At 66.1% G+C, this 22710-nt stretch carries 21 protein-coding genes; 8 read left to right on the top strand and 13 right to left on the bottom strand.

Features of this window, described 5'->3' with window-relative positions:
- Nucleotides 1-3: 3 nt before the first annotated feature.
- Both iolG and J3485_RS11905 read right to left on the bottom strand, forming a co-directional pair.
- A complete protein-coding gene (gene iolG / locus J3485_RS11900) occupies nt 4-1023 on the bottom strand; it encodes an inositol 2-dehydrogenase (protein WP_206952654.1) in 1020 nt (339 codons plus the stop codon).
- Complete coding sequence (locus J3485_RS11905) at nt 1016-1897, bottom strand: MurR/RpiR family transcriptional regulator (RefSeq protein WP_206952655.1); 882 nt, start codon at nt 1895-1897, stop codon at nt 1016-1018. The genes iolG and J3485_RS11905 overlap by 8 nt, the downstream gene beginning before the upstream one ends.
- Before the next feature lie 258 nt (nt 1898-2155).
- Between J3485_RS11905 and J3485_RS11910 the strand changes: the two genes are divergently transcribed.
- From J3485_RS11910 to iolB, 7 genes are all read left to right on the top strand, one after another.
- Nucleotides 2156-3214 (top strand): sugar ABC transporter substrate-binding protein, encoded by a 1059-nt coding sequence (locus J3485_RS11910; protein ID WP_206952656.1) that lies wholly within the window; start codon nt 2156-2158, stop codon nt 3212-3214.
- 124 nt (nt 3215-3338) lie between these two features.
- Nucleotides 3339-4562: an ABC transporter permease gene (locus tag J3485_RS11915; RefSeq protein ID WP_206952657.1), complete on the top strand. Its 1224-nt coding sequence runs from the start codon at nt 3339-3341 to the stop codon at nt 4560-4562.
- 15 nt (nt 4563-4577) lie between these two features.
- Nucleotides 4578-5393 carry an ATP-binding cassette domain-containing protein gene (locus tag J3485_RS11920; RefSeq protein ID WP_206952658.1) on the top strand — a complete coding sequence of 272 codons (816 nt, stop codon included), beginning with the start codon at nt 4578-4580 and terminating at the stop codon, nt 5391-5393.
- Nucleotides 5394-5426: 33 nt separating this feature from the next.
- Entirely contained in the window at nt 5427-7442 is a 2016-nt protein-coding gene (locus J3485_RS11925) for a bifunctional 5-dehydro-2-deoxygluconokinase/5-dehydro-2-deoxyphosphogluconate aldolase (protein WP_206952659.1), read from the top strand.
- Between the two features lie 53 nt (nt 7443-7495).
- The gene (gene iolD / locus J3485_RS11930; RefSeq protein WP_206955776.1) at nt 7496-9469 is read left to right on the top strand and encodes a 3D-(3,5/4)-trihydroxycyclohexane-1,2-dione acylhydrolase (decyclizing); all 1974 of its coding nucleotides are present in this window, start codon (nt 7496-7498) and stop codon (nt 9467-9469) included.
- A 45-nt stretch (nt 9470-9514) separates the two neighbouring features.
- Nucleotides 9515-10435, top strand: a complete 921-nt coding sequence (iolE, locus tag J3485_RS11935; RefSeq protein WP_206952660.1) for a myo-inosose-2 dehydratase — start codon at nt 9515-9517, stop codon at nt 10433-10435.
- Entirely contained in the window at nt 10432-11235 is an 804-nt protein-coding gene (gene iolB / locus J3485_RS11940; RefSeq protein WP_206952661.1) for a 5-deoxy-glucuronate isomerase, read from the top strand. Before iolE ends, iolB begins: the two co-directional genes overlap by 4 nt.
- A 29-nt stretch (nt 11236-11264) precedes the next feature.
- On the opposite strand, the gene J3485_RS11945 is transcribed toward iolB, so the two are convergent.
- From J3485_RS11945 to J3485_RS11975, 7 genes are all read right to left on the bottom strand, one after another.
- Nucleotides 11265-11978: an ABC transporter ATP-binding protein gene (locus J3485_RS11945; RefSeq protein WP_206952662.1), complete on the bottom strand. Its 714-nt coding sequence runs from the start codon at nt 11976-11978 to the stop codon at nt 11265-11267.
- A complete protein-coding gene (locus J3485_RS11950) occupies nt 11975-12760 on the bottom strand; it encodes an ABC transporter ATP-binding protein (protein WP_242538554.1) in 786 nt (261 codons plus the stop codon). Before J3485_RS11950 ends, J3485_RS11945 begins: the two co-directional genes overlap by 4 nt.
- A complete protein-coding gene (locus J3485_RS11955) occupies nt 12757-14043 on the bottom strand; it encodes a branched-chain amino acid ABC transporter permease (protein ID WP_242538555.1) in 1287 nt (428 codons plus the stop codon). The genes J3485_RS11950 and J3485_RS11955 overlap by 4 nt, the downstream gene beginning before the upstream one ends.
- A complete protein-coding gene (locus tag J3485_RS11960) occupies nt 14036-14974 on the bottom strand; it encodes a branched-chain amino acid ABC transporter permease (protein WP_206952663.1) in 939 nt (312 codons plus the stop codon). Before J3485_RS11960 ends, J3485_RS11955 begins: the two co-directional genes overlap by 8 nt.
- Nucleotide 14975: 1 nt before the next feature.
- Nucleotides 14976-15431, bottom strand: a complete 456-nt coding sequence (locus J3485_RS11965) for an acyl-CoA thioesterase (RefSeq protein WP_206952664.1) — start codon at nt 15429-15431, stop codon at nt 14976-14978.
- A gap of 14 nt (nt 15432-15445) precedes the next feature.
- Nucleotides 15446-15976, bottom strand: a complete 531-nt coding sequence (locus J3485_RS11970; protein WP_206952665.1) for an NUDIX domain-containing protein — start codon at nt 15974-15976, stop codon at nt 15446-15448.
- 131 nt (nt 15977-16107) lie between these two features.
- Nucleotides 16108-17394 (bottom strand): YbfB/YjiJ family MFS transporter, encoded by a 1287-nt coding sequence (locus tag J3485_RS11975; RefSeq protein WP_242538556.1) that lies wholly within the window; start codon nt 17392-17394, stop codon nt 16108-16110.
- Between the two features lie 143 nt (nt 17395-17537).
- Here J3485_RS11975 and J3485_RS11980 point away from each other — a divergent pair, with 143 nt between their 5' ends.
- Nucleotides 17538-18500 carry a LysR substrate-binding domain-containing protein gene (locus J3485_RS11980; protein WP_206952666.1) on the top strand — a complete coding sequence of 321 codons (963 nt, stop codon included), beginning with the start codon at nt 17538-17540 and terminating at the stop codon, nt 18498-18500.
- A 6-nt stretch (nt 18501-18506) separates the two neighbouring features.
- Here J3485_RS11980 and J3485_RS11985 read toward each other — a convergent pair whose 3' ends face one another.
- The 4 genes from J3485_RS11985 to J3485_RS12000 all read right to left on the bottom strand — a co-directional run bounded on the left by J3485_RS11985 (nt 18507) and on the right by J3485_RS12000 (nt 22632).
- Nucleotides 18507-18872 carry a response regulator gene (locus J3485_RS11985; protein WP_206952667.1) on the bottom strand — a complete coding sequence of 122 codons (366 nt, stop codon included), beginning with the start codon at nt 18870-18872 and terminating at the stop codon, nt 18507-18509.
- A 28-nt stretch (nt 18873-18900) separates the two neighbouring features.
- Nucleotides 18901-19443 carry a hypothetical protein gene (locus J3485_RS11990; RefSeq protein ID WP_206952668.1) on the bottom strand — a complete coding sequence of 181 codons (543 nt, stop codon included), beginning with the start codon at nt 19441-19443 and terminating at the stop codon, nt 18901-18903.
- Nucleotides 19440-20165: a methyl-accepting chemotaxis protein gene (locus J3485_RS11995; RefSeq protein WP_206955780.1), complete on the bottom strand. Its 726-nt coding sequence runs from the start codon at nt 20163-20165 to the stop codon at nt 19440-19442. Before J3485_RS11995 ends, J3485_RS11990 begins: the two co-directional genes overlap by 4 nt.
- Before the next feature lie 79 nt (nt 20166-20244).
- A complete protein-coding gene (locus tag J3485_RS12000) occupies nt 20245-22632 on the bottom strand; it encodes an ATP-binding protein (RefSeq protein WP_206952669.1) in 2388 nt (795 codons plus the stop codon).
- Between the last annotated feature and the right edge of the window lie 78 nt (nt 22633-22710).

A 22710-nucleotide genomic window follows, 5' to 3' on the forward strand; every position in this document is an offset into this window, starting at 1 on the left:
GCCCTACTCGCCCAAACTGACGACCCGCCCTTCGTGCCATGAGCGCGTCGCGGCTTCGGCCAACTCGAGCGCCTTCACGCCGTCGGCGATCGTCGTGCGGATCGGCGCGTTCTGCGTCACGGCATCGAAGAAATGCGCGACCTCGCTCGCATAGGCGGCGCGATAGCGTTCGAGGAAGAACGCCTCGGGCAGATCGCTCGACACCGCGCCCGCGGTATAGGCGACGACTTCGGTCGGCCGCACGTTGCCCGCCTGCAACATACCGCCGCTGCCGAGCACTTCGAAGCGTTGGTCGTAGCCATAGGCGGCACGGCGCGAGGTGTTGATTTGGCACAGGCGTCCGCGCTTCGTGCGGATCGTGACGGCCGTCGAATCGATGTCGCCGGCATCGAGAATGGCCGGGTCCGTCAAGCAACTGCCGCTCGCGTGGACGGTTTGCGCTTCGTCGTCGAGAATCCAGCGGAAGATGTCGAAGTCGTGTATCAGCATGTCCTTGAAGATGCCGCCCGAGCGGCGGATGTACTCCACGGGCGGCGCACCGGGATCGCGGCTCGTGACGACGAGCATCTCCGGCGTGCCGATCTCGCCCGCATCGAGCCGCGCCTTGACGGCGGCGAAGGTCGGATCGAAGCGACGCTGGAAGCCGATCATGCAGACGACGCCCGCAGCCTCGACGGCGCGCGCGCATGCCCGTGCGCGTTCGAGTGCGAGATCGACAGGCTTCTCGCAGAAGATATGCTTGCCGGCGGCGGCCGAGCGTTCGATGAGATCGGCATGCGTATCGGTGCTCGAGCAGATCACGCTGGCGCCGACGGTTTTGTCGGCCAGCGCCACGTCGGCCTCGACCACCATCGCGCCGTACTGCGCCGCCAGCTCGGCGGCCGCAACGCGATCGACGTCGACGACGTACTTGAGCCGCGCGCCGGGATGGCGGGCGAGATTGCCCGCGTGAATGCGGCCGATGCGGCCCGCGCCGAATACGGCAACGTCGATCGCGCCGGTTTTGCTGTTATTGCTAGTCATCGTATCCTCCGGTGTCCTTGGATTCTTCAACGGTCAACTCGAGCCGGTACGCAAGCGCGACGAACAGCGCCTGGCACAGGCAAATCGTGCTGGTCAGCGCGCGAAACGCGAACGCGCTGCCTTCCTTGACGAACAATTGCGCGGTGGCGTACCGCGCGAGCGGCGACAGACGGCTGTCGGTGATGACGAGCGTCTGCGCTTGATGATGATGGGCGATGCGCAAGCAGTATTGCGTCTCGCGCCCGTACGGCTCGAAGCTGATGGCGATGACGACGTCGCCCTTCTTCACGCTGCGGATCTGCTCGCGGAACATGCCGCCGAAGCCCGAGATGAGATGGACGCGCTTGGCCGTGTGCTGCAAGGCATAGACGATGTAGCTCGCCACCGCGAACGAGCGCCGCACGCCGATCACGTAGATGTTCTCCGCATGCTGGAGCATCGAGACGGCCGCCTCGAACTGCTCGTCGTCGAGCGTGGTTTCGAGCTCGTCGAGGCCGTTGCGGCAGGCTGCGACGAATTCACGGGCGACGTTGCCGCCCGACAAGCGTCCCGGCTTTTCGTCGATCAGCTTGCGAATGCGCTGCTTATAGGTCTGCCCCGACGGGCTCTGGCCGGCGTACGCCTGCTTGAACACCTCCTGCAGATCCGAAAACCCCGAGAACCCGAAGCGCTGCGCGAACCGCACGACGGCCGACGGATGCACGCCGCAACTGGCGGCGATGTCGCTCGTGCGATCCATCATCACGCTCGAACGATGCTGCTCGAGATACGACGCAACGCTCTTCAATTGCCGCGGCAGCGAATCGTAGGCGTCGGCGACGCGCTGCATGAGCTCGTCGACGCTCGGCAGCTCGTCGGTGGTGTCTTCCTGCATGGCTCTTGTCCTTTTTAAACGGGTACGGGGCGCCGCTGCGCCGGCCGTCGCCGCAGGGCGCAACGGGGGCATCGGCAGCCCGTCCCGACGATGGCGATTATAGGCACGCCAGAATCAAAATGGAATGAATTTTCCATTTCTATTTGCAATGAAATTTTCTTTGCAATCACGAGCGACTTCGCCTACTCTGTTTCGTGAGCGGCGCCGCCGGTCTTGTGCGTCGCTCCCAACGACATAACTTCGAATAGGTGGAGACACATGAGACTTTGCACCCGCAAGGCCGCCCTGAGGACGTTCGCCGCGGCGGTCACTTCCGCGCTCGCATTCGCGTTCGGTCCGTTCGCGGTCACGTCGGCCCATGCGGCCGAACCCCACTTCGTGCTGATCAGCCACGCGCCCGATTCCGATTCCTGGTGGAACACGATCAAGAACGCGATCAAGCAGGCCGACGAAGATTTCAACGTTCAGACCGACTACCGCAATCCGCCGAACGGCGATTTGTCGGACATGGCTCGGCTCATCGAACAGGCGGCGGCGCACAACTATGACGGCGTGGCCACGACGATCGCCGATTTCGACGTGCTCAAGAGCTCGATCCAGAAAGTCACGGACAAGAAGATCCCGCTCGTGACGATCAACTCGGGCACGCTCGAGCAGAGCAAGCAGCTCGGCGCGATCATGCACATCGGCCAGCCCGAATACGTGGCGGGCCACGCGGCCGGCGAAAAGGCCAAGGCCGCAGGCATCAAGTCGTTCCTGTGCGTGAACCACTATGCGACCAACCCGGCTTCGTTCGAACGCTGCCGCGGCTTTGCCGAGGCGCTCGGCGTCGACTTCAAGTCGTCGACGCTCGATGCGGGTCAAGACCCGACCGGCGTCAAAGCGAAGGTGGAAGCCTATCTGCGCAACCACCCGAATACGCAGGCGGTGCTCGCGCTGGGGCCGCTGTCGGCCGATCCCACGATCGCCGCGTTGAAGGGCATGGGCCTCGCCGGCAAGATCTGGTTCGCGACGTTCGATTTCGACAACGACATCGCCAAAGCGATCAAAGACGGCACGATCCAATTCGCGATCGATCAGCAGCCGTATCTGCAAGGCTATTTGGCCGTTGCCGTCCTCGCGATCGTCACGCAGGACCACACGCGCGATCCTTTGAAGATCGAGAAAGCGCTGCAACACAATCCGAAGTTCCAAAAACGGCTTGAAACCTACGGCCTCCAGCCCGTCTACCAGCCCGACACGATCCTGTCCGGTCCGGGTTTCATCACCAAGGCCAACGTCGACAAAGTCGTGAAATACGCGGGGCAGTACCGCTGATTCTCGCGAGCGCCCATCGCTCGCGCGTTAGCCAGCGGCTTTTGCAATCCAGCTATCCAGCATGACAGCGCGGCGCGAACCGCTTTCCCCTGACGGTTCGCGCCGCGCCCCAAGGAGACATTCGATGGGCGTCGCCGATCACTTCCACGCCAACAACTTACGCAAGCACGGGCAAGCGAACCCGCGCGAGACCAACCCGACCGAACTGGCCGACTCGGCTACCTCGGCCAGTTCGAACAGCTCGGCGAGCTCAGCCATCTCGTCCGACGAGCGCGTGCGCCGCGAATCGCGGCTCAAGCAGTTCTTGAGCCGCCCGGAGTTCGCCTCGCTCGCGGGCACCGTCATGGTGTTCCTCGTCTTTGCGATCGGAGCCGGCGACTCCGGCATGTTCAATCTCGACGGCATCATGAACTGGTCGCAGGTGGCGGCCTATCTCGGCCTCATCTCAGTCGGCGCCTGTCTGCTGATGATTGCCGGCGAGTTCGATCTGTCGATCGGTTCGATGATCGGCTTCGCGGGCATGATGGTCGCGCTGCCGACGATGTACTTTCACTGGCCCATCGCGCTCGCGATCGTATTCGCGTTCGTGGGCTCGATGCTGCTCGGCGCGATCAACGGCTACCTCGTCATCCGCACGAAGCTGCCCTCGTTCATCGTCACGCTCGCGTTCATGTTCATCCTGCGCGGCTTGACACTGGCGCTATCGGTCATGTTCGCCGACCGCACGATCATCTCGGGCGTGGGCGACGTCGCCGCGAAAAGCGCCTTCGCGCACGTGCTCTTTCAAGGCGTGGCGTTCCATGGCCTGTTCCGCTGGTTCGGGCACGTGGGCCTGCTCAAAATGCTCGACTCGGGCGAGCCGCTCGTGCCGGGCGTGCCGAAAGTGATCGTCTGGTGGCTCGTGCTGGCGGCCGTCTGCGCATTCACACTCGCCAAGACGCGTTTCGGCAACTGGATCTTCGCCGTCGGCGGCGATGCGAACGCCGCCAAGAACGTCGGCGTGCCCGTGCGGCGCGTGAAGATCCGCCTGTTCGTGCTCACCGCGTTCTGCGCGTGCCTCTTCGCCGTGCTGCAAGTGTGTGACATCGGCTCGGCCGCCGCCGACCGCGGCCTGCAAAAGGAATTCGAAGCGATCATCGCGGCCGTCATCGGCGGCACGCTGCTCACGGGCGGCTACGGCTCGGTCATCGGCGCTTGCTTCGGCTCGCTGATCTTCGGTGTCGTGCAGATCGGCATCACGTACACGAGCATCGATTCCGACTGGTTCCGCGTCTTCCTCGGCCTGATGCTGCTGTTCGCCGTGCTCTTCAACCACTACGTGCGCAGCCGAGTTGCGGCGTCGCGCTGATCGACGGAGGACACGATGAATTCCACTCCCCCCACGCAAGACCAGAACGCCGATTACATCCTCGCGCTCGAAAACGTGAGCCGCTATTTCGGCAGCGTGATCGCCCTCAAAGACGTCACGCTGCGGCTGCGGCGCGGCGAGGTGCATTGCCTGCTCGGCGACAACGGTGCCGGCAAGTCGACGCTGATCAAGACGCTGGCCGGCGTGCATCAGCCAAGCGAAGGCCAGTACTTGGTCGATGGCCAACCGGTGCAATTCGCCTCACCCAAGGATGCGCTCGATCTGGGCATCGCCACCGTCTATCAGGATCTTGCGCTCGTGCCGTTGCTCTCGGTCGCGCGCAACTTCTTCATGGGTCGCGAGCCCAATCGCAAATTATTCGGACTCCTAAACGTTCTCGATATCGAGACGGCTGCGACGACGGCCCGCGAAAAGCTCGCCGAAATGGGGATTCACGTGCGCGATGCGCATCAGCCGATCGGCACGATGTCGGGCGGCGAGCGCCAGTGCCTGGCGATCGCACGCGCGATTCATTTCGGCGCGCGCGTATTGATCCTCGACGAGCCGACGGCCGCGCTCGGCGTCAAGCAAAGCTTCAACGTGCTCAAGCTCATCCACAAAGCGCGCGAGCGCGGCATCTCCGTCATCTTCATCACGCACAACGTGCACCACGCCTACCCGATCGGCGATTCGTTCACGCTGCTCAATCGCGGCCGCTCGATGGGCACGTTCACGAAAGACACGATCAGCAAGGACGCCGTGCTCGACATGATGGCCGGCGGTGCGGAGATGCAAAAGATGATTGCCGAGCTCGACGGTGCAACGATCTAACGCAGTTCACGACGCTCATTCAGGATTCCTTTCATGGCTGCCTCTCCCACTTCGAACCTCACCGCCAGCCGCTTCGCGCCGGGGCGCGTGCGCGACATCATTTGCCTCGGCCGCCTCGCGGCCGACCTCTACGCGCAGCAAATCGGCGCGCGTCTGGAAGACGTCACGAGCTTCGCCAAGTATCTCGGCGGCTCGTCGGCGAACATTGCGTTCGGCTGCGCGCGCCTCGGGCTCGCGTCGGCCATGCTCGCGCGCGTCGGCAACGACCACATGGGGCGCTTTCTGACCGAAACGCTCGAGCGCGAAGGCTGCGACGTCAGTCACACGCGCATCGACGTCGACCGCCTCACCGCGCTCGTGCTGCTCGGCATCAAAGACCGCGACACGTTCCCGCTCGTGTTCCATCGCGAGAACTGCGCCGACATGGCGATCGACGAAAACGACTTCGACGAAGCGTTCATCGCGTCGAGCAAGGCGCTCTTGATCACGGGCACGCATTTTTCGACCGAGCGCGTGAACCGCGCGAGCCGTCGCGCGCTCGAATATGCGCGGCGCAATCAAGTGCGAACCGTGCTCGACATCGATTATCGCCCCGTGCTGTGGGGGCTCACGGGCAAGGCCGACGGCGAGACGCGCTTCATCGCCAACGAAAGCGTAACCGCGCATCTGCAACGTATCATGCCGCTGTTCGATCTCGTCATCGGCACGGAGGAAGAATTTCGCATCGCCGGCGGCAAGCACGAACTCATCGATGCGCTCGCGATGGTGCGTGCCGTCACGCCGGCCACGCTCGTCGTCAAGCGCGGCCCGCTCGGCTGCACGATCATCGAAGGCAAGGTACCGGCCTCGATCGACGAAGCGCCGACCGAGCACGGCATGGAGGTCGACGTATTGAACGTGCTCGGCGCGGGCGATGCGTTCGCCTCGGGCTTCCTCTCCGAATGGCTGCGCGACGCGCCGCTCGGGCGCTGCGCACAGACGGCCAATCTCTGCGGTGCGCTCGTGGTGTCGCGTCACGGCTGCGCACCGGCGATGCCGACGCCGGCCGAGCTCGACTACCTGCGTGCTGCGCTCGCGACCGATCCGGCGCGGATGCGGCGGCCCGATCTCGACACCCAGCTCGCGCGGCTGCATCGCGTGAGCGTCAAGCGCTCCGAGCACGACGAAGTGCTCGGGTTCGCGTTCGATCACCGCAATCAATTCTTCGAACTCGCCCAGCAAACCGGCGCGAGCGAGACGCGCATCGCCGAACTCAAGCGGCTATTCGTCGATGCCGTTGCGCAGACCGAAGAGGCGCTATCGTTGCAAGGGCGCGTCGGCGTGCTCATCGACGATCGCTACGGCCAAGACGCCCTCAATGCGGCCACCGGCCGCGGCTGGTGGATCGGGCGGCCTGTCGAACTGCCGGGTTCGCTGCCGCTCGTGTTTCAGCACGGGCGCTCGGTCGGCACGGCGCTGGTCGCTTGGCCGCGCGAGCATGTCGTCAAATGTCTCGTGCACTATCACCCCGATGCGCCGATCGACGAACGCGTCGAACAGGAAGCCCAGCTGCGCGCCCTCTACGACGCCGTGCAGGCAAGCGGGCACGCGCTGCTGCTCGAAGTCATCCCGCCCAAGCGGGACACGCAAAGCGCGGCGCCCGACACCGTCTTGCGCGCGCTCAAACGACTCTACAACCTCGGCATCCAGCCGGAATGGTGGAAACTCGCGCCGATGCAGGCCGAGCAGTGGCAAACGATCGACGCGCTCATCGCCGAGCGCGATCCCTACTGCCGCGGCGTCGTGCTGCTGGGGCTGTCGGCCGGCGTCGACGTGCTCAGCGAAGGCTTTCGCGCGGCGGCCGCATCGCGCACGTGCAAAGGCTTCACCGTCGGCCGCACGATCTTCCACGAACCGAGCCGCGCTTGGCTTGCCGGCGAGATCGATAACGCTGGGCTCATCGCGAACGTGCGGGCGACGTTCGAGACGTTGATCGTCGCCTGGCGAGCGGCGCGGGCCGACGGCGGCGCCGCGACGCAGCCGCGCTCGACGCGGCGGGAGGCGGCTTGATGAACGTGGTGAATGTAACGAACCTGACGAACGTCGGCGCCGAGGCAACGACGATGAACCCGGCCGTGCGCGATGCCGGCAATGCCGGCGAGACGGAAGCGTCGACGATTCGATTGACCGCCGCACAAGCGCTCGTGCGCTATCTGGCCGCGCAGCATGTCGTGGACGAAGACGGCGTATCGACGGTGCCGCTGTTCGGCGGCGTATTTGCGATCTTCGGCCACGGCAACGTCGCAGGCCTCGGCGAGGCGCTCTATCAGCATCGCGACGTGCTGCCCACGTATCGCGCCCACAACGAGCAGGCCATGGCGCACAGCGCGATCGCCTACGCGAAAGCGCACTTTCGGCGCCGCATGATGGCCGTGACGACCTCGATCGGGCCCGGCGCGACCAATCTCGTCACGGCCGCGGCGCTCGCGCACGTCAATCGCCTGCCCGTGCTGCTTCTGCCCGGCGACATCTTCGTTTCGCGCGCGCCCGACCCGGTCCTGCAGCAAGTCGAAGACTTCCATGACGGCGGGGTCTCGGCGAACGATACGCTCAAGCCCGTCTCGCGCTACTTCGATCGCATCGTGCATCCGGCGCAATTGCTCAGCGCGTTGCCGCGCGCCATTCGCGTGCTGACCGATGCGGCACTGGCCGGCCCCGTTACGCTCGCGCTGCCGCAGGACGTGCAAGCGATGGCCTACGATTATCCGCGCGCCTTCTTCGAACCACGCATCGTGCGCTTTCATGCGCCGCCCCCGAGCGAGGACGAACTCGACGCCGCGCTCGAGGCGCTGCGCCGCGCCTCGCGGCCCGTCGTCATCGCGGGCGGCGGCGTCCTGTACAGCGGCGGCGGCTTCGATGCGCTGCGCAGGTTCGCCGAGCGGCACGGCATCGCCGTCGGCGAAACGCAAGCGGGCAAAGGCGCGTTGCCGTGGGATCATCCGCTCAATGCGGGTGCCGTCGGCGTAACGGGCGCGAGCGCGGCCAATGCGCTGGCGCACGAAGCCGACTGCGTGATCGCCGTCGGCACGCGCCTGCAAGACTTCACGACGGGCTCCAACACGCTGTTTGCGCAAGCGCACGTCATCGGCATCAACGCCAATGCTTTCGACGCGCTCAAGCTTCACGCGACGACGATCCTCGGTGACGCACGCGCCGCGCTTGACGCGCTGAGCGAGCGGCTCGGCGGATGGCAGGCGAGCCCTGCTTGGACGCAGCGCGCCCGCACGCTCTGCGGTGCCTGGCGCGAAACGACACTGGCGCGCACGCACGCGCACGGCGAGCCGGCGACGCAACCGGCTGGGGCCCTGCCCTACGACGCTGACGTCATCGGCGCCGTGCAGCGCTCGGGCGCGCGCTCGCCCGACACCGACATCGCCGTCTGCGCGGCCGGCACGCTACCGGCGGAGTTGCACAAGCTTTGGCGCGCGGGGCGTCCCGGCGGCTATCACGTCGAGTACGGCTATTCCTGCATGGGCTATGAGATCGCGGGCGGCCTAGGCGCGAAACTCGCGCGGCCCGAGCGCGAGGTGATCGTGTTCGTCGGCGACGGCAGCTACCTGATGCTGAACAGCGAGATCGCAACGTCAGTCATGCTCGGCGCGAAACTCATCGTCGTCGTCCTCGACAATCGCGGCTACGGCTGCATCAATCGCCTGCAGCAAGCCTGCGGCGGCGCCCCGTTCAACAATCTGCTCGACGATTGCCTGCAAGGCCCGCTCGGCGCACCGAAGATCGATTTCGCCGCGCATGCCCGTTCGCTCGGCGCCCATGCCGAGCACGCGGCCGACGTCGGCGCGCTCGAAGCGGCGCTCGTGCGCGCACGCGCGGCCGAGCGCACGTCGGTGATCGTCATCGACACGGACCCGGCCCGTACCACCGACGACGGCGGCTGGTGGTGGGAGGTGGCCATACCCGAAGTGTCGACGCGCGAGGCCGTGCGCAATGCGCGCGCCGCCTATGAAGCGCGGCTCGCCGAACGCAGCGGCCGACCCATAGGCAACGGCAACGAAAGCGACAACGACGGCCACGGCCGCTGACGCCAACATCGAATCGCAATACCCAAGCGAACAAAGGAACGCAGCATGACCGATTTTCAAGTGCGCATCGGCGTCAACCCGCTCTCGTGGATGAACGACGACCTGCCCTCGCTCGGCGGGGAAACGCCGCTCGCCACCGCGCTGACCGAGGGCCGTGCGATCGGCTACGAAGGGTTCGAGCTCGGCAACAAATTTCCGCGCGAACCGCAAGCGCTCAAGGCGCTGCTCGCGCAATACGAGCTGGCGCTCGTCTCGGGCTGGTACTCGGGGCGCCTGGCCGAGCGCAGCGCCGAGCAGGAGATCGAGGCCGTCGGCCCCCATCTCGAACTGCTCGCGAAAAACGGCGCGAACGTCATGGTGTACGGCGAAGTCGCCCAAACGATCCAAGGCTCGCCCGTGCCGCTCTATCAGCGCCCCCGCTTTTTCACGGAAGCGCAATGGGACGCCTATGCAGAACGCCTCGACCGCTTCGCGCGCTACACGCTCTCGCGGGGCGTGCGCGTGGCCTACCATCACCACATGGGCGCCTACGTCGAGACGCCGGCCGACCTCGACAATCTGATGCGACGCACGAGCGATGCGGTGGGGCTGCTGCTCGACACGGGCCATATTACGTTCGCGGGCGGCGACCCGCTGGTCACACTCGAAGCCTATGCGCCGCGTATCTGTCACGTACATTGCAAGGACGTGCGGCCCCACGTCGTCAAGCTCGCGCGCAATCGCGATTGGAGCTTCCTCGAAGCCGTGATCAATGGTGCGTTCACGGTGCCCGGCGACGGCGCGGTGGACTTCCCGGCCGTAATCGCAGGCTTGAAGCGCCACGGGTATCGCGGCTGGCTCGTCGTCGAAGCCGAACAAGATCCGGCCGTCGCGCCGAGCTTCGAGTATGCGCAGCTCGGCTATCGGACGCTGCGCTCGCTCGTCGACGCGGCGATTGCGCCCGCGGGCGCGAAGGAAATCGCATGAGCCTACTCGTAAAAGCCCAGCGCGAGGGCATGACGATCGCGCGCGTGACCCCGGAGACGGCCGCGTGGCGTTACGTCGGCTTCGCCGCCTATCGGCTCGAGCAAGACGAAGTGCTCTATGTTCATGAAGGCACACGCGAGTCGTGCATCGTCGTGCTGTCGGGCGCCGTGACGATCGAGGCCGACGGCGCGCGCTATACGAGCATCGGCTCGCGCGACAGCGTCTTCGAGGACACCGCCCCGTACGCGCTCTACGTGCCGCCGAACGTCCGGGCGACCGTACGCGCGGAGCGCGATGCCGAACTCGGCGTCGCGAGCGCGCCGGCGCAAGGCCGCTACCCGACTCGTCTCATCGAGCCGTCGCAGATGAAGCGCTCGGTGCGAGGCAAAGGCGCAAATACGCGCTACGTCTGCGACATTCTTCCACAGGCCGATCCGGCCGAATCCCTGCTCGTCGTCGAAGTGCGCACGCCGAGCGGCCACGCGTCGAGCTATCCGCCGCACAAGCACGACGCCGATCGGATTCCACTCGAAAGCGCGCTCGAAGAGACGTACTACCATCGGCTCGATCCGCCCCAAGGCTTCGCGTTCCAGCGCGTCTATACCGATGCGCGCGACATCGACGAATCGATGGCTGTCGAGGACCACGACGTCGTCATGGTGCCGCGCGGCTATCACCCCGTCGTCGTGCCGTACGGATACGACTCGTACTACCTGAACGTGATGGCCGGCCCGCAGCGCGTTTGGCATTTCAAGAACGATCCGGCGCACGAGTGGATCGTGAAGCGGGATGCGGGGTGAAACGCGCGTTCAGTCCAACATTTCGACGTTCAGCGCTCGCCGCCCACTGCAATCCATTCGTCGACGGTATGCGCATCGAGCATCCCGACCGCGCCGTCGAAGACGATGCGCCCGTGGCCCATCACCGCCGCGCGATCAGCCAAACGATGTGCCATCGTCAACCGCTGCTCGATCAATAGGACCGCGCCGCCTTGCTTACATAGGCCCCTCAAGCATTCGGCCACGGATTCGACCGCCTGCGGGGCCAGCCCCTCCGTTGGCTCGTCGACGATGAGCAAACGCGGCGCGCCCATCAGCGTGCGTGCCAGCACGAGCATTTGCTGCTCGCCGCCCGAGAGCACGCCCGCAGCGGTCTTGCGTCGCTGGGCCAGCATCGGAAAGCGCTCGAACGCGTCGGCGAGCGCTCGCATCGCTTGACGCCCCGCTCCTGGCTTGATGCCAAGCCGCAGATTGTCTTCGACCGACAGCATCGGAAAAACCTCGCGCTGCTCGGCCACGTAGCCGACGCCGCGCCGCGCGATCTCGAACGTGGGCCGCGCCGCCAATTCTTCGCCCGCGAACCGAATCGAGCCCGCGCGACGCACGAGACCGACGAGCGCCTTCGCGAACGTCGAGCGTCCGGAACCATTACGTCCGCACAGCAACACGAGTTCGCCCGCATCGATGCGCAAATCCACGCCGTGCAGCACTTGGGCCTCGCCGTACCAGGCACGGACCGAACGCGCGTCGAGCAACGCCGTCATCGAGCCTCCCCCTCCGGCGGCGCGCCGAGATAGGCTTCGCGTACGCGCTCGTCGGCGCGGATCTGCGCCGGCGTCCCGGTCGCGATGATGCGACCTTGCACGAGCACCGAAACGCGATCGGCAAGCGCGAATACGGCATCCATGTCGTGCTCGATCACGAGCAGCGTCTTGCCGCCGCTCATGCTGCGCAGCCGCTCGATCGTGCGCGCCGCCTCGTCGCGGTTCATGCCGGCCGTAGGTTCGTCGAGCAACAGCGTGCGCGCGCCGCTTGCCAGTGCGATACCCAGATCGAGCCTACGCTGTGCGCCGTATTCGAGCGCACCCGCCGGCATCTGCGCCGCGTGCTCGAGCTCGAGCTCGACGAGCATGCCCCACGCACGCTCGTCGATCTCGTGCGAGCGCCGCCACCAGCGCGTCCATTTCAGCGCTCGAGCGCTATCATGCGCGGCGCCGACGCCGCACCACACGGCACAACGCAGATTCTCGAGCACGGTCAACCGCGCGAATACACACGTCGTCTGAAAGCTGCGGCCGAGCCCCGAGCGCGCCAGGACATGGGGGCTGCGCCCAGTCACGTCGACGCCGTCGAGCCATACCGTTCCCGCATCGGGCTGCAACATCCCGCCGATTACGTTGAACAACGTCGACTTCCCGGCACCGTTGGGCCCGATCAATGCGTGGCGCTCGCCCTTTGCAACCGATAGATCGACGCCGTTCAGCACGCGCGTCGCACGAAACCCCCGCGCAATGCCTTCGAGCCGGAGCGCATAGCGCACCGTCATGATCGCGCCTCCCGGCGTGCCGTCACGCGCAGACAGGCGCGCATCGCATAGCACGCCACGGCGCCGCTTAGAACGAGCATGGCGAGCGTCGACCAAGTCGCCGACGAGCCGAGATCGAACCCGAACGATCCGATGCGCCAGACCCCGCCCGCATCGGCGGCGAACCGGCGCGCGTAGAGCGATTCGACGCCGATGACGAGCGCGGCGAACCACGCCGCACCGGCGACGGCACCGAGCGCATAAACGAGCGGAAGCCGCCGCGCGCCATATCGTTCGACGCGCGAACGATGCTCGGACCACGATCCCGCGATGCCTTCGGGAAAGCGTAAGACGACGCCGACGAACAACAAGCCCAAATACACCGGCCACGCCCGCGTAACGCTGGCCAGCGCGACGCTGAGGCCCGTCAGCACGAACGCCCCGACCACCGGCCCGAAAAACGTCGACGAGCCGCCGATCACGGTCGCGATCAGCACGGCGCCCGAGTGCGCCATCGACACGCTTTCGGGCGACGCGAGCTCGACGTCGATCAACGTCAACGTGCCTGCCACTCCCGCAAAGAAGGCGGCGAAGACATACATCGCATGGCGAACGCGTCGAGGATCGACGCCGAGCGCCGCCACGCGCGTGGCGTTGTCGCGCACGGCGTTGGCCATCCGCGCGAGCGGCGTGCGCGTCACTGCGAATATCGCGACGACCGACAGCGCCGTCCAGCAAGCGATGACCGCATAGGCTTGGCGATCCGCACCGAACGTCAGGCTACCCCACGCCGGGCCGCTGCCGCGATCGATCGCCACGCCGGCCGCCCCGCCGAACCCTTCGGGCAGCGTCCACGCGGCGGCGGCGACGAGTTCGCCGATGCCGAGCGTAATCATGGCGAACGCCGTACCGGCACGCCGCGTGGCGATCGAACCGAACAGCGCGCCGAACGCCGCGCCGCCCGCGCCCCCCACGAGCGGCAGCCATGGCAGCGCAATTGCGCCGTGATTGAACAGATGCGCCGCGACGAACGCCCCTAGCCCCGCATAGGCTGCGTGACCGAACGAAAGCAGCCCCGTTTCCCCGAGCAGCAGGTTGTACGAGAGCGCGAACACGATCATGGCGGACGCTTGCGCGAGATAGGCGAACAGCGAAGCCTCGCGCACGACGAACAGCGGCCCCGCGAGCAACGCGGCCAAGACGATCCACGGTATGCCGCGGGCGATCGAGCGGGCGTGCGGTGCGCGCGTTTCGCGTCGATCGCGTGCAGGCTCGGGCACGGACTCCGGCATAGACTCACGCATCGTCTTCTCGTCTTCCGAAAAGCCCCCGTGGACGGCAGGCCAACATCGCGACGAGCAGAACGTACGGCAAGAGCGGTGCGACCTGCGAGAGCGCGAGCGCGTCCCAGACCGCCGGTAGCCGCACCCCGGCCATCCGCGCGAACGTGCCGAGCGACGCCGTGCTGCCCACGGCCCATGTCTGCATGCACCCGATGAGCAGCGAAGCGACGAACGCCCCGCCGAGCGATCCGAGCCCGCCGACGATGACGACGACGAACACGATCGAGCCGACAGCCTCGGCCATGCCGGGCTCGACGACGGCGAGCGGCGCGCCGATCACGCCGGCCAGCGCCGCGAGCGCCGTGCCGATCGCGAAGACGAGCGTGCCGATACGCGCGACGTCGTGGCCGAGCGCTTCGACGGCGCGCGCATGCGTCAATGCCGCGCGCAGCACGAGGCCGGTGCGCGACATGCGCAGCAGGGCGTACAACGCCGCGAGCGTGGCGACCGATACGACCATCATGAATGCGCGATAGCGCGAAAAGGTGACGTCGCCGAGCGCGATCAATGGCCCGTCGAGCGCGGACGGCAACGCCAGCGACACGCTGCCGAGCCCCCAGACGAGCTTGACGAGTTCCGCGAGCAGATAGGCCAAGCCGAACGTCAGCAAGAGCTCGTGCAGTGGGCCGTTCGCCCGAGCGCGCCGCAGCAGCGTGCGCTCGACCGCGGCGCCCGCGATGCCGACGGCGAGCGGCGCCATGACGAGCGCCGATCCGAACCCTTCGTGCGCAGCGATGCTGTAGCCGAGATAGGCCCCGAGCATGTAGAAGCTCGCATGCGCGAAGTTCAGCACGCCGAGCATGCTGAAGATCAGCGTGAGCCCTGCCGACAGCATGAATAGCAGCAGCCCGTAGCTGATGCCGTTCAGCGTCGCGACGGCGAATGCCTGCACCTTAAGCGCGCTCCTCGCTCGCCGCGGCAATGAGCGGCACGAGCGCGGCGCGCAGCGGCTCGGGCAGCGCGACGGGGCGACGCGTCGCCCGATCGACGTAGACGTGCACGAAATGCCCCTGCGCGGCAGCTTGCCGCTCGCCTTCCTTGAACAAGCCGACTTCGTAGCGCACGCTCGACCCGCCGATGCGCGCCACGCGCAGCCCCGCATCGACGCGCTCCGGAAAAACGAGCGGCGCAAAATAGTTGCACTGCGTCTCGACGACGAGGCCGATCGTCGTGCCGTGCTCGACGTCAAGTACGTCAGAGCGAATCAGGTACTCGTTGACGACCGTATCGAAGTAGCTGTAGTAGACGACGTTGTTGACGTGCCCGTAAACGTCGTTGTCCATCCAGCGCGTCGTGATCGGCAAGAAATGGCGGTAATCGTCGCGCAAGGCGGGAGTCGGTTTGCTCATGGTGCGGATAAGCCCTACTGCCCCGCGCGCTCGACGAACTCGAACGGCAAGCCGCGGCGGCGCATCCAATCGCCGAGCGCGGGTCCCGTGCCGGCTCGCCACGGACGCAGCTTGGCCGGCTCGACGAGCCGATATTCGAGCAACTCCGGCGATAGCGCAACGGTGCCTTCGGCCTTCACGTGGTAGGCGATGATGAGTTCGTTCTTGCGAATGAACTCGTACACGCCGACGAGTTCGGTCTCGCGCACGTGCAGCGACGTTTCCTCGAGCACCTCGCGCGCAATCCCTTGCTCAGGCGTCTCGCCTTGCTCGAGAAAACCCGTGATCAGCGCGAACGTCCCCTCGGGCCACGCCGCGTTGCGCGCGAGCAGGATTTTGCCCTCGTACTCGACGATGGCCGCAACGACGGGCAGCGGATTGTTCCAATGGACGTAGCCGCAGACGTCGTCGGGGCAAAGGTGGCGCATGCGGCCGCCGTCCGCGGCGGAATCGGCCCGCTCGACGAGCGCGCTCGCGCAGCGCGGACAGAATCGATAGTCGCTCATAGGTCGTGGAGGATGCAGACAAGCGGCGCCGGATGGCGCGAAACGCGCCCATTCTAGCGGCTTTGCCTCTGCCCGAGCGATCACCCGCGCAGCATGAGCGATAGCGCTTGCCGCAGTGCTTATCGCAGCATCTAGCGCGACTTGCTCGCCAGCACGACGAGCCCCGCCGCGCCGGCCATCAGCACGAGCGCCGCCAGCCAGAGCGATGGCGCAAACGAGCCGACACGCGCGGCGATCGGCGCGGCCACGAGCGGCCCCACGATCTGGCCGACGCCATAGGCGGCCGTTGCATAGCCCATCAGCCCGGCTGCATGCTCGCCCCGCAACCGCCTTGCCTCGCGCATTGCGAACAGCGTGATCGCCGTGAACGGCAGGCCGATCAGCACGCTGCCGATCGCGAAGCCCGCGGCCGTCGGAAATACGATCCCGAGTGCGATTCCGACGGCCTGCACGACATAACACGCCGCGAGCAGCAGCCGGTTGTCCCACCGCGCCGGCAAACGCGCGGCGAACAGCGAGCCGGGGATCAAGGCCGCGCCGAACATCGGCCAGAACAGATCGGGCCAGTTCGATCCCGGCAGCGCATGGCGGGCGATGACGGGTAAGAACGTGGCGGTGATGATGTAGCCGAAGCCGGGCATGCCGTAGAGCACCACGAGCCAGATCCCCTGCCTGCGCCGCTCGGCCTCGCTCAGCGACGAAACGCCCCCCGCATCGGCATGCGGCCGAATGCTCGATGCGGGAGCCACCCGCGCGGCAGCAGATGGATTCACCGCCGGCGCCGCCCGCCCGGATCGCCACGACCGCCAAGCTTGCCCCGTCGACGGCGCAAACGTGCGCCACACGCAAGCCGTCGACACCACGCACAAAACGCCGAACAAGACCCAGCCGAACGGCGCCCCTTGGTGCGCCGCCGCCCCGGCCATGAGCCCCGTCGCGACGATGCCGATGCCGGGCCCCGTATAAATCACGCCGCCCCACGCCGGCGCGCCGAGCCGAGCCAGCCGCGCGAGCCCCCACTGAGAGGCGAACACGAAGGTCCAGGCGCTGACGACGCCGGCCACGAACCGGACGGCGATCCAAATCGGAAGGCTGTGCGTCACGCCCATCGCAAGCGTAAGCACCGCGGTCGTCGCCAGCCCCACACGCACCATCCGCGCATGCTCGATGGGCAGGAGCGCGCAGGTCAGCGCACCGATGAAATAGCCCGCGTAGTTGGCCGACGCGAGCAACCCGCCGGAGCGCAGATCGAGCGCACCGGCATGCAGCATCAGCGGCAACAACGGGGTGAACGCGAAACGTCCGACACCGAGCGCAACGGCGAGCGCAACCATACACGCGAGCGCAACGTGCCCGGCGCCTGCGGCGTCCCCGCCGCGACGCAACGCGGTATCGCCTATCGAATCGGAGTGCTCCATCGAAATCCTCGCAAGCGCCAATGAGACGAGCCTACGCAATGCCGCAACCGACAGCGCCTACGCCTCTACCCACACATACTAGCTCGCAGCATCAATCTAGAAAAATGATTAATATTGATGGAATCCATCCTCTGGAGAGAATCATGGATCTAGCTGCACTGACGATTTTCCGCGCCGTGGTGCGGGAGAACGGCGTGACGCGCGCCGCCGCGAAGCTCAACCGCGTTCAGTCGAACGTCACGATGCGCATCAAGCAGCTCGAGCAGCAGTTGGGCACCGAGCTGTTCGTCCGCGATGGGCGCCGGCTCGTGCTGACGCCGGCCGGGCGGACGCTGCTGCCGTACGCGGAGCGGCTGCTGGCGCTGGCCGACGAGGCTCGCCACGCGCTACGCGAAGATCGGCCGCGCGGCCGGCTCGCGCTCGGCGCGATGGAAAGCGCGGCGGCCAGCCGCTTGCCGCGTGTGCTCGCCGCCTACCATCAGCGCTGGCCCGAGGTCGAACTCGAACTCGTCACGGGCACGACGGGCTGCCTGATCGAGCGCGTGCGCGAATTCGAAATCGACGCGGCGCTCGTCGCCACGCCGCCGGATGCATCGGTACTGACGAACGAATTCGAATCGGTGGCGATCTTCGACGAGGAATTGGTGATGGTAACGCCGCGCGGCCACCGCGCCATTCTTGCCGCGAACGACGTTGCCCTGTCGACGCTGATCGCGTTCGAGCGTGGCTGCGCTTATCGGAGCTATGTCGAGCGCTGGTACGCCGAGCACGGCATCCGGCCGGTGCGCGTGCTCGAACTCGGTTCGTACCACGCCATCATCGCCTGCGTGGCGGCGGGCGCGGGCGTGGCCGTCGCGCCGCGCTCCGTGCTCGACATGCTGCCGGGCGGCGCGCAGGAAGTCGCCGTTCATCCGCTCGGGCCGCTCGGCGCCGTTCCGACGCTGCTGATCTGGCGTCGCGGACACGACTCGGCCGCGCTCCATGCGTTGCGTGAAGCGCTACTGGCCGAAGTGGGCGGAACGAGCGCACCCGTCGAACCGAACGGGCGCACGGCTACGCCGGACGGCGACGGCGAACGTCAATCCACCTCCATCGCCGCCGGTTGATTCAATTCAGCCCGCAAGCTTCCTGAAGGTGTCGAGCACCGCCTCGCCCTTGAAAGGCTTGACGATCCAGCCCTTGACACCTGCCGCCTTGCCGCGCTCTTTCATGGCGGGGCTGCTTTCGGTCGTCAGCATGATGATGTTGACCGCGCCGTTCGCGAGTTCGCCGCGAATCTTCTCGGCCATCGTCAAGCCGTCCATGTTGGGCATGTTCACGTCGCTGATCACGAGCCGCACGCCGGGGTTCGTCTTCACTTTGGCGAGCCCATCCTTGCCGTCCACGGCCGTATCGACGTCGAGACCATTCTTGCGGAGAAACCCGGCCACTTCATCGCGCACGGTGCTCGAATCGTCCACCACCAGAATCTTTGCCATATCTCATCTCTCGCGTTGATGTCGTAAGTCAAAACAGCTCGAGCTCGCCGGCGCTCTCGTGTACGTCGGCCACTTGAGCGACGAAATCGAGCGGCGCGCTCGCGCACACGCACAACGTCGCGCGTAGCCGCACGGCATGCTCGATCGTAACGTCGTAGGCCGCGACGTAGCCCGGCGCGAGCTCATCGAGATAGCCCATGCAGTCGCTCGACAGCGCATAAGGCGTCGACATGCCGAGGTCTCGGAAATGCTCGATGAGCTGCTGATTGATGGCGCCGCAGCAGAGGTTGCCCACTTCCATCGCCGCGTCACGCAGCGTACGGTCCGCTCCCGGGCCCACGTAGTAGTCGCGCGTGGCCTCGTCGTCGGCGAACTGCAGCAAGAGCACGATGCGAAACGCGATCGATGCGATCGTCAGCACGAGCATCTCGGCGCGCGGCCCTCGCTCGGTGTCGCTGTGCGTCGCCGCGCGAACGATGTCGCACGCGTGCGTCGGCTCGGCAGTCAAACGTGTGCGCGCGGCTTGAAAGAAAATGCGCTCGAGGCTGTCCTTAGCGGCTTGGCTGATCACGTCGGATTCCGTTCGAGCTTCGTTTGGAATTGGTGGACGAGCGCCTCGACGCCGCCGAGCGCCGCGGTGATCATCTTGCCGCCGGCTTGAATGTCCTGGAATGTTGCCGTCGTGACGAGATCGTTGCGATCGAGACTGTCGCGATAGCTCTTCGAGAGCTCCTGCGAGCGCGTCGCGAGCGCACGCACTTCGCCCGCCACGATCGAGAAGCCGCGGCCCGCGGCACCGGCGCGCGCCGCCTCGATCGACGCGTTGAGCGACACCATCAGCACGTGATTGACGATATGCGCGAGCTCGTGGTTCTTGCGGTGCATGTCCTGGTTCTGCGCCATCAGCGAGATCATCTGCTCGTGCCAACGCTCGAACGTCGCCGAAAACTGCTTGAGCCGCGCGGCCTCGCCCTCGATTTTCTTTGCATGCGCAAGCAGATCGTCGTGGTGCGCCAATGCCGCGCCGAGCGCAGTGCGGGCCTCGCCGAGGTCGCCCGATTCGTGCCCGAGCGCATCCGTCAGCCGTTCGATCTCGGCCGACAGTTCGCTCACGCGCGCCTCGTGCGTCGCGACAACCGCGACACGATGCGCCATTTCTTCATCGTGCGCATCGGTCAAACGCGCAAGCGCGTCGTCGTACCGCCGCGCCGCTCGCACGCTCGCGCGTTTGTGTGCGGCCCATGCGGCACACGCCGCGAGTGCCGCGACGGCCGTCGCCGCCGCAGCCACCATCCCATTCGTTAGAACCACAGCTTTCCCCGACTCGACCCGCTATATCTACTCGATCCCATTGCCCATGCCTGCACGCCGCTCATGCGAGCGCATCGTCGCGCGCCGCTTTCGCAGCCTGACCGACCGGTGCGCCGAGACTATCGACCACCCACGATTCGGGCAGATGCACGATCGTCTGAAAGCGCCGGAAATCGGCGCCGCGACGCTCATCGGTGAAACGCAGTTCGATGCGACCGTGTTCGCGCTCCAGCATCTCCTTGACGGCGTCCATGCCGACGCCGCGCCCGGACACTTCCGTCACGGCCTTGGCCGTGGAAAAGCCCGCACGGAAGATGAAACCCGCGATGGTTTCATCGCCGACCTCCTCATTCGGTGCGATCCAGCCGCGCTCGAACGCGATCGCGCGAATCCGCGCTAGCGCCAGGCCGCGGCCGTCGTCGCTGAGCGTCACCTGCAGCGCGCCGGCATCGACGCCGACTTCGATGTCGATCATCCCGGCCTCGCGCTTGCCCATCGACGCGCGGTCGTCGGCCGGCTCGATGCCGTGATCGACGCTGTTGCGCAGCAGATGCATGAAGACGTCGCGCAGCGCGGCACTCGCATGCCTGCGCAGACGGTAGCCGTTGTCGTCGATCGTGACGCTCGGCGCGCGCTTGCCGAGTTCCTTGGCAAGCGACGGTAGCGATTCGAGCGGACCCGACAGCGCTTGGCCGAAGCTCTCCGTATCGAGCAGACGCAGCGTGCGGCGCACGGCATCGCGCATGGCGACGAGCCCCGCAACGTCGGTTTCGTCGACCGATTCGACCTGATGCAGGCTGTCGTCGATGTGCGAGCGATCGACCACCATGTAACGGCCGCTCTGCGCGCGCTGGGCGAACTCATGCGGACCTTTGCGGCCGAGATTGACCTCGTTGATCGTCGCGTAGTGCTCGACGGCCTGCTTCACGCGCGCAAGCTCAGCGATCGACGCTTCGCGGTCCCACACCTCGCCCACGCCGAGGCGACGCATCTCGTCGTAACGCTGCTCGGCCTCGTGCACGATGCTCGTCAAATGGCGCAGGCCGTAGGTGCGTGCATTGCCCTTGATCGTGTGCATGTTCCGGAATAGTTCAGCCAAAGCCGATTCGTCGGCATGCTCGTGCTGGCCGATGATGCGCTCGTTCTCGTGGATGAAGCCCTTCGCGCTCTCGACGAATTGATGAAACTTGTCTTGGCTCACGGCCAAAATCTCGCCGATCATCTCGAGCTGCCGCTTTTGCTCGGTCGATTCGGCCGTCAAGCGCCGCAGCTCGGTCACGTCCCGCACGCACAGCATGAGGCGCATGACCGTGTCGGTTTCATCGGTAATGGCCGACCAGCTCAGGTCGAGCGTCTTCACGCGCCCGTCCGGCATCGTCTTCGCCACTTCATTGACGAGCAGATGCTCGTTGAACGCGAAGTTGATGGCGTCTTCACCGATACAGGCGTGAATCGCGGCTTCGACCTGCGAACGCGTGTCGGCATCGAGGCTCGTACCGTCGAAAACGAGCGCCATCACGTCGCGGCCCGCGATGTCCTCAGTCTCGAAGATCGCCTCGAGATACGCCGAATATTCGCCGTGGACCACGCTGTCGCCGACGACGGTCAAGATGCCCTGCTGCATGTTCTGCAGCATCGCCTGGATGTCGGCCGTCTTTTGTTTGAGTTGCAACGCGCTCTGCTCGATCTTCTCGATCATGTCGTTGAACGCGACGATCGAGCGACCGATCTCGTCCATGCGCGCAACGGGCACGCGCCGCGTGAAATCCTGGCTCGATGCGATCTCGCTCATCTCCGCTTGCATGCGCGTGAGCGGCCGCGTGATCTGGCGATAGAGCAGCATGCCGATGACGGTCAAGAGCGCGATGGCGGCGGCCGTGGCTCCGCCGATCGCAGTCGTCGTCGTGGCGAGCATGCCGTTGAGCGCGCCGATCGCGTCGTCTTTCTGACGGTTCTTCTCGATCCGCATCGTCTCGACGATCCCTTCGAGCTCGTTGCGATATTCGCCGACGTCCGCGAACAAGAACGCTTGAGCGAGTGCGTCCTTGCCCGTGGCCTTCATCTGTTCGGTTTGGTCGATGGCGGAGAAGTAGTTCGCAAGGCTCTCGCGCGCCTGCGCGACGAGTCCCTTTTGCGCATGACTCGCCGCGGCCTTCGCCTGTACGTCGAGCGCCTGACGCAGCGCGGCCTCCTTCGTCTTCAACTGCTCTTGCGCTTGCGCCACCATGTTGGCGTCGGGCGCATAGACGAGCGTCATCGTCGCGAGCTGAACGTCCTTCACTTCGGACACGAGATCGGCCGATGCGAGCGCGCTCGGCACGACACCTTGCGTGACTTGCCGCACTTGCCCGGCACTGCGGCGCGCTTGATAGGTCGCATAGCCGCCGATCGCCGCGAGCGCGACGAACATGAGCAGCACCAACAACGTGATGCGATGACGAATCGTCATGGAGAGCCCCGATGCGTGGTTTGTCGCGCGTGTCTCCTCGCCGCGCGAAACGTATGTTTTTAGTGAATCTTTACTTCG

Origin of the sequence: Trinickia acidisoli, assembly GCF_017315725.1 — a bacterium.
GTDB lineage: Bacteria > Pseudomonadota > Gammaproteobacteria > Burkholderiales > Burkholderiaceae > Trinickia > Trinickia acidisoli.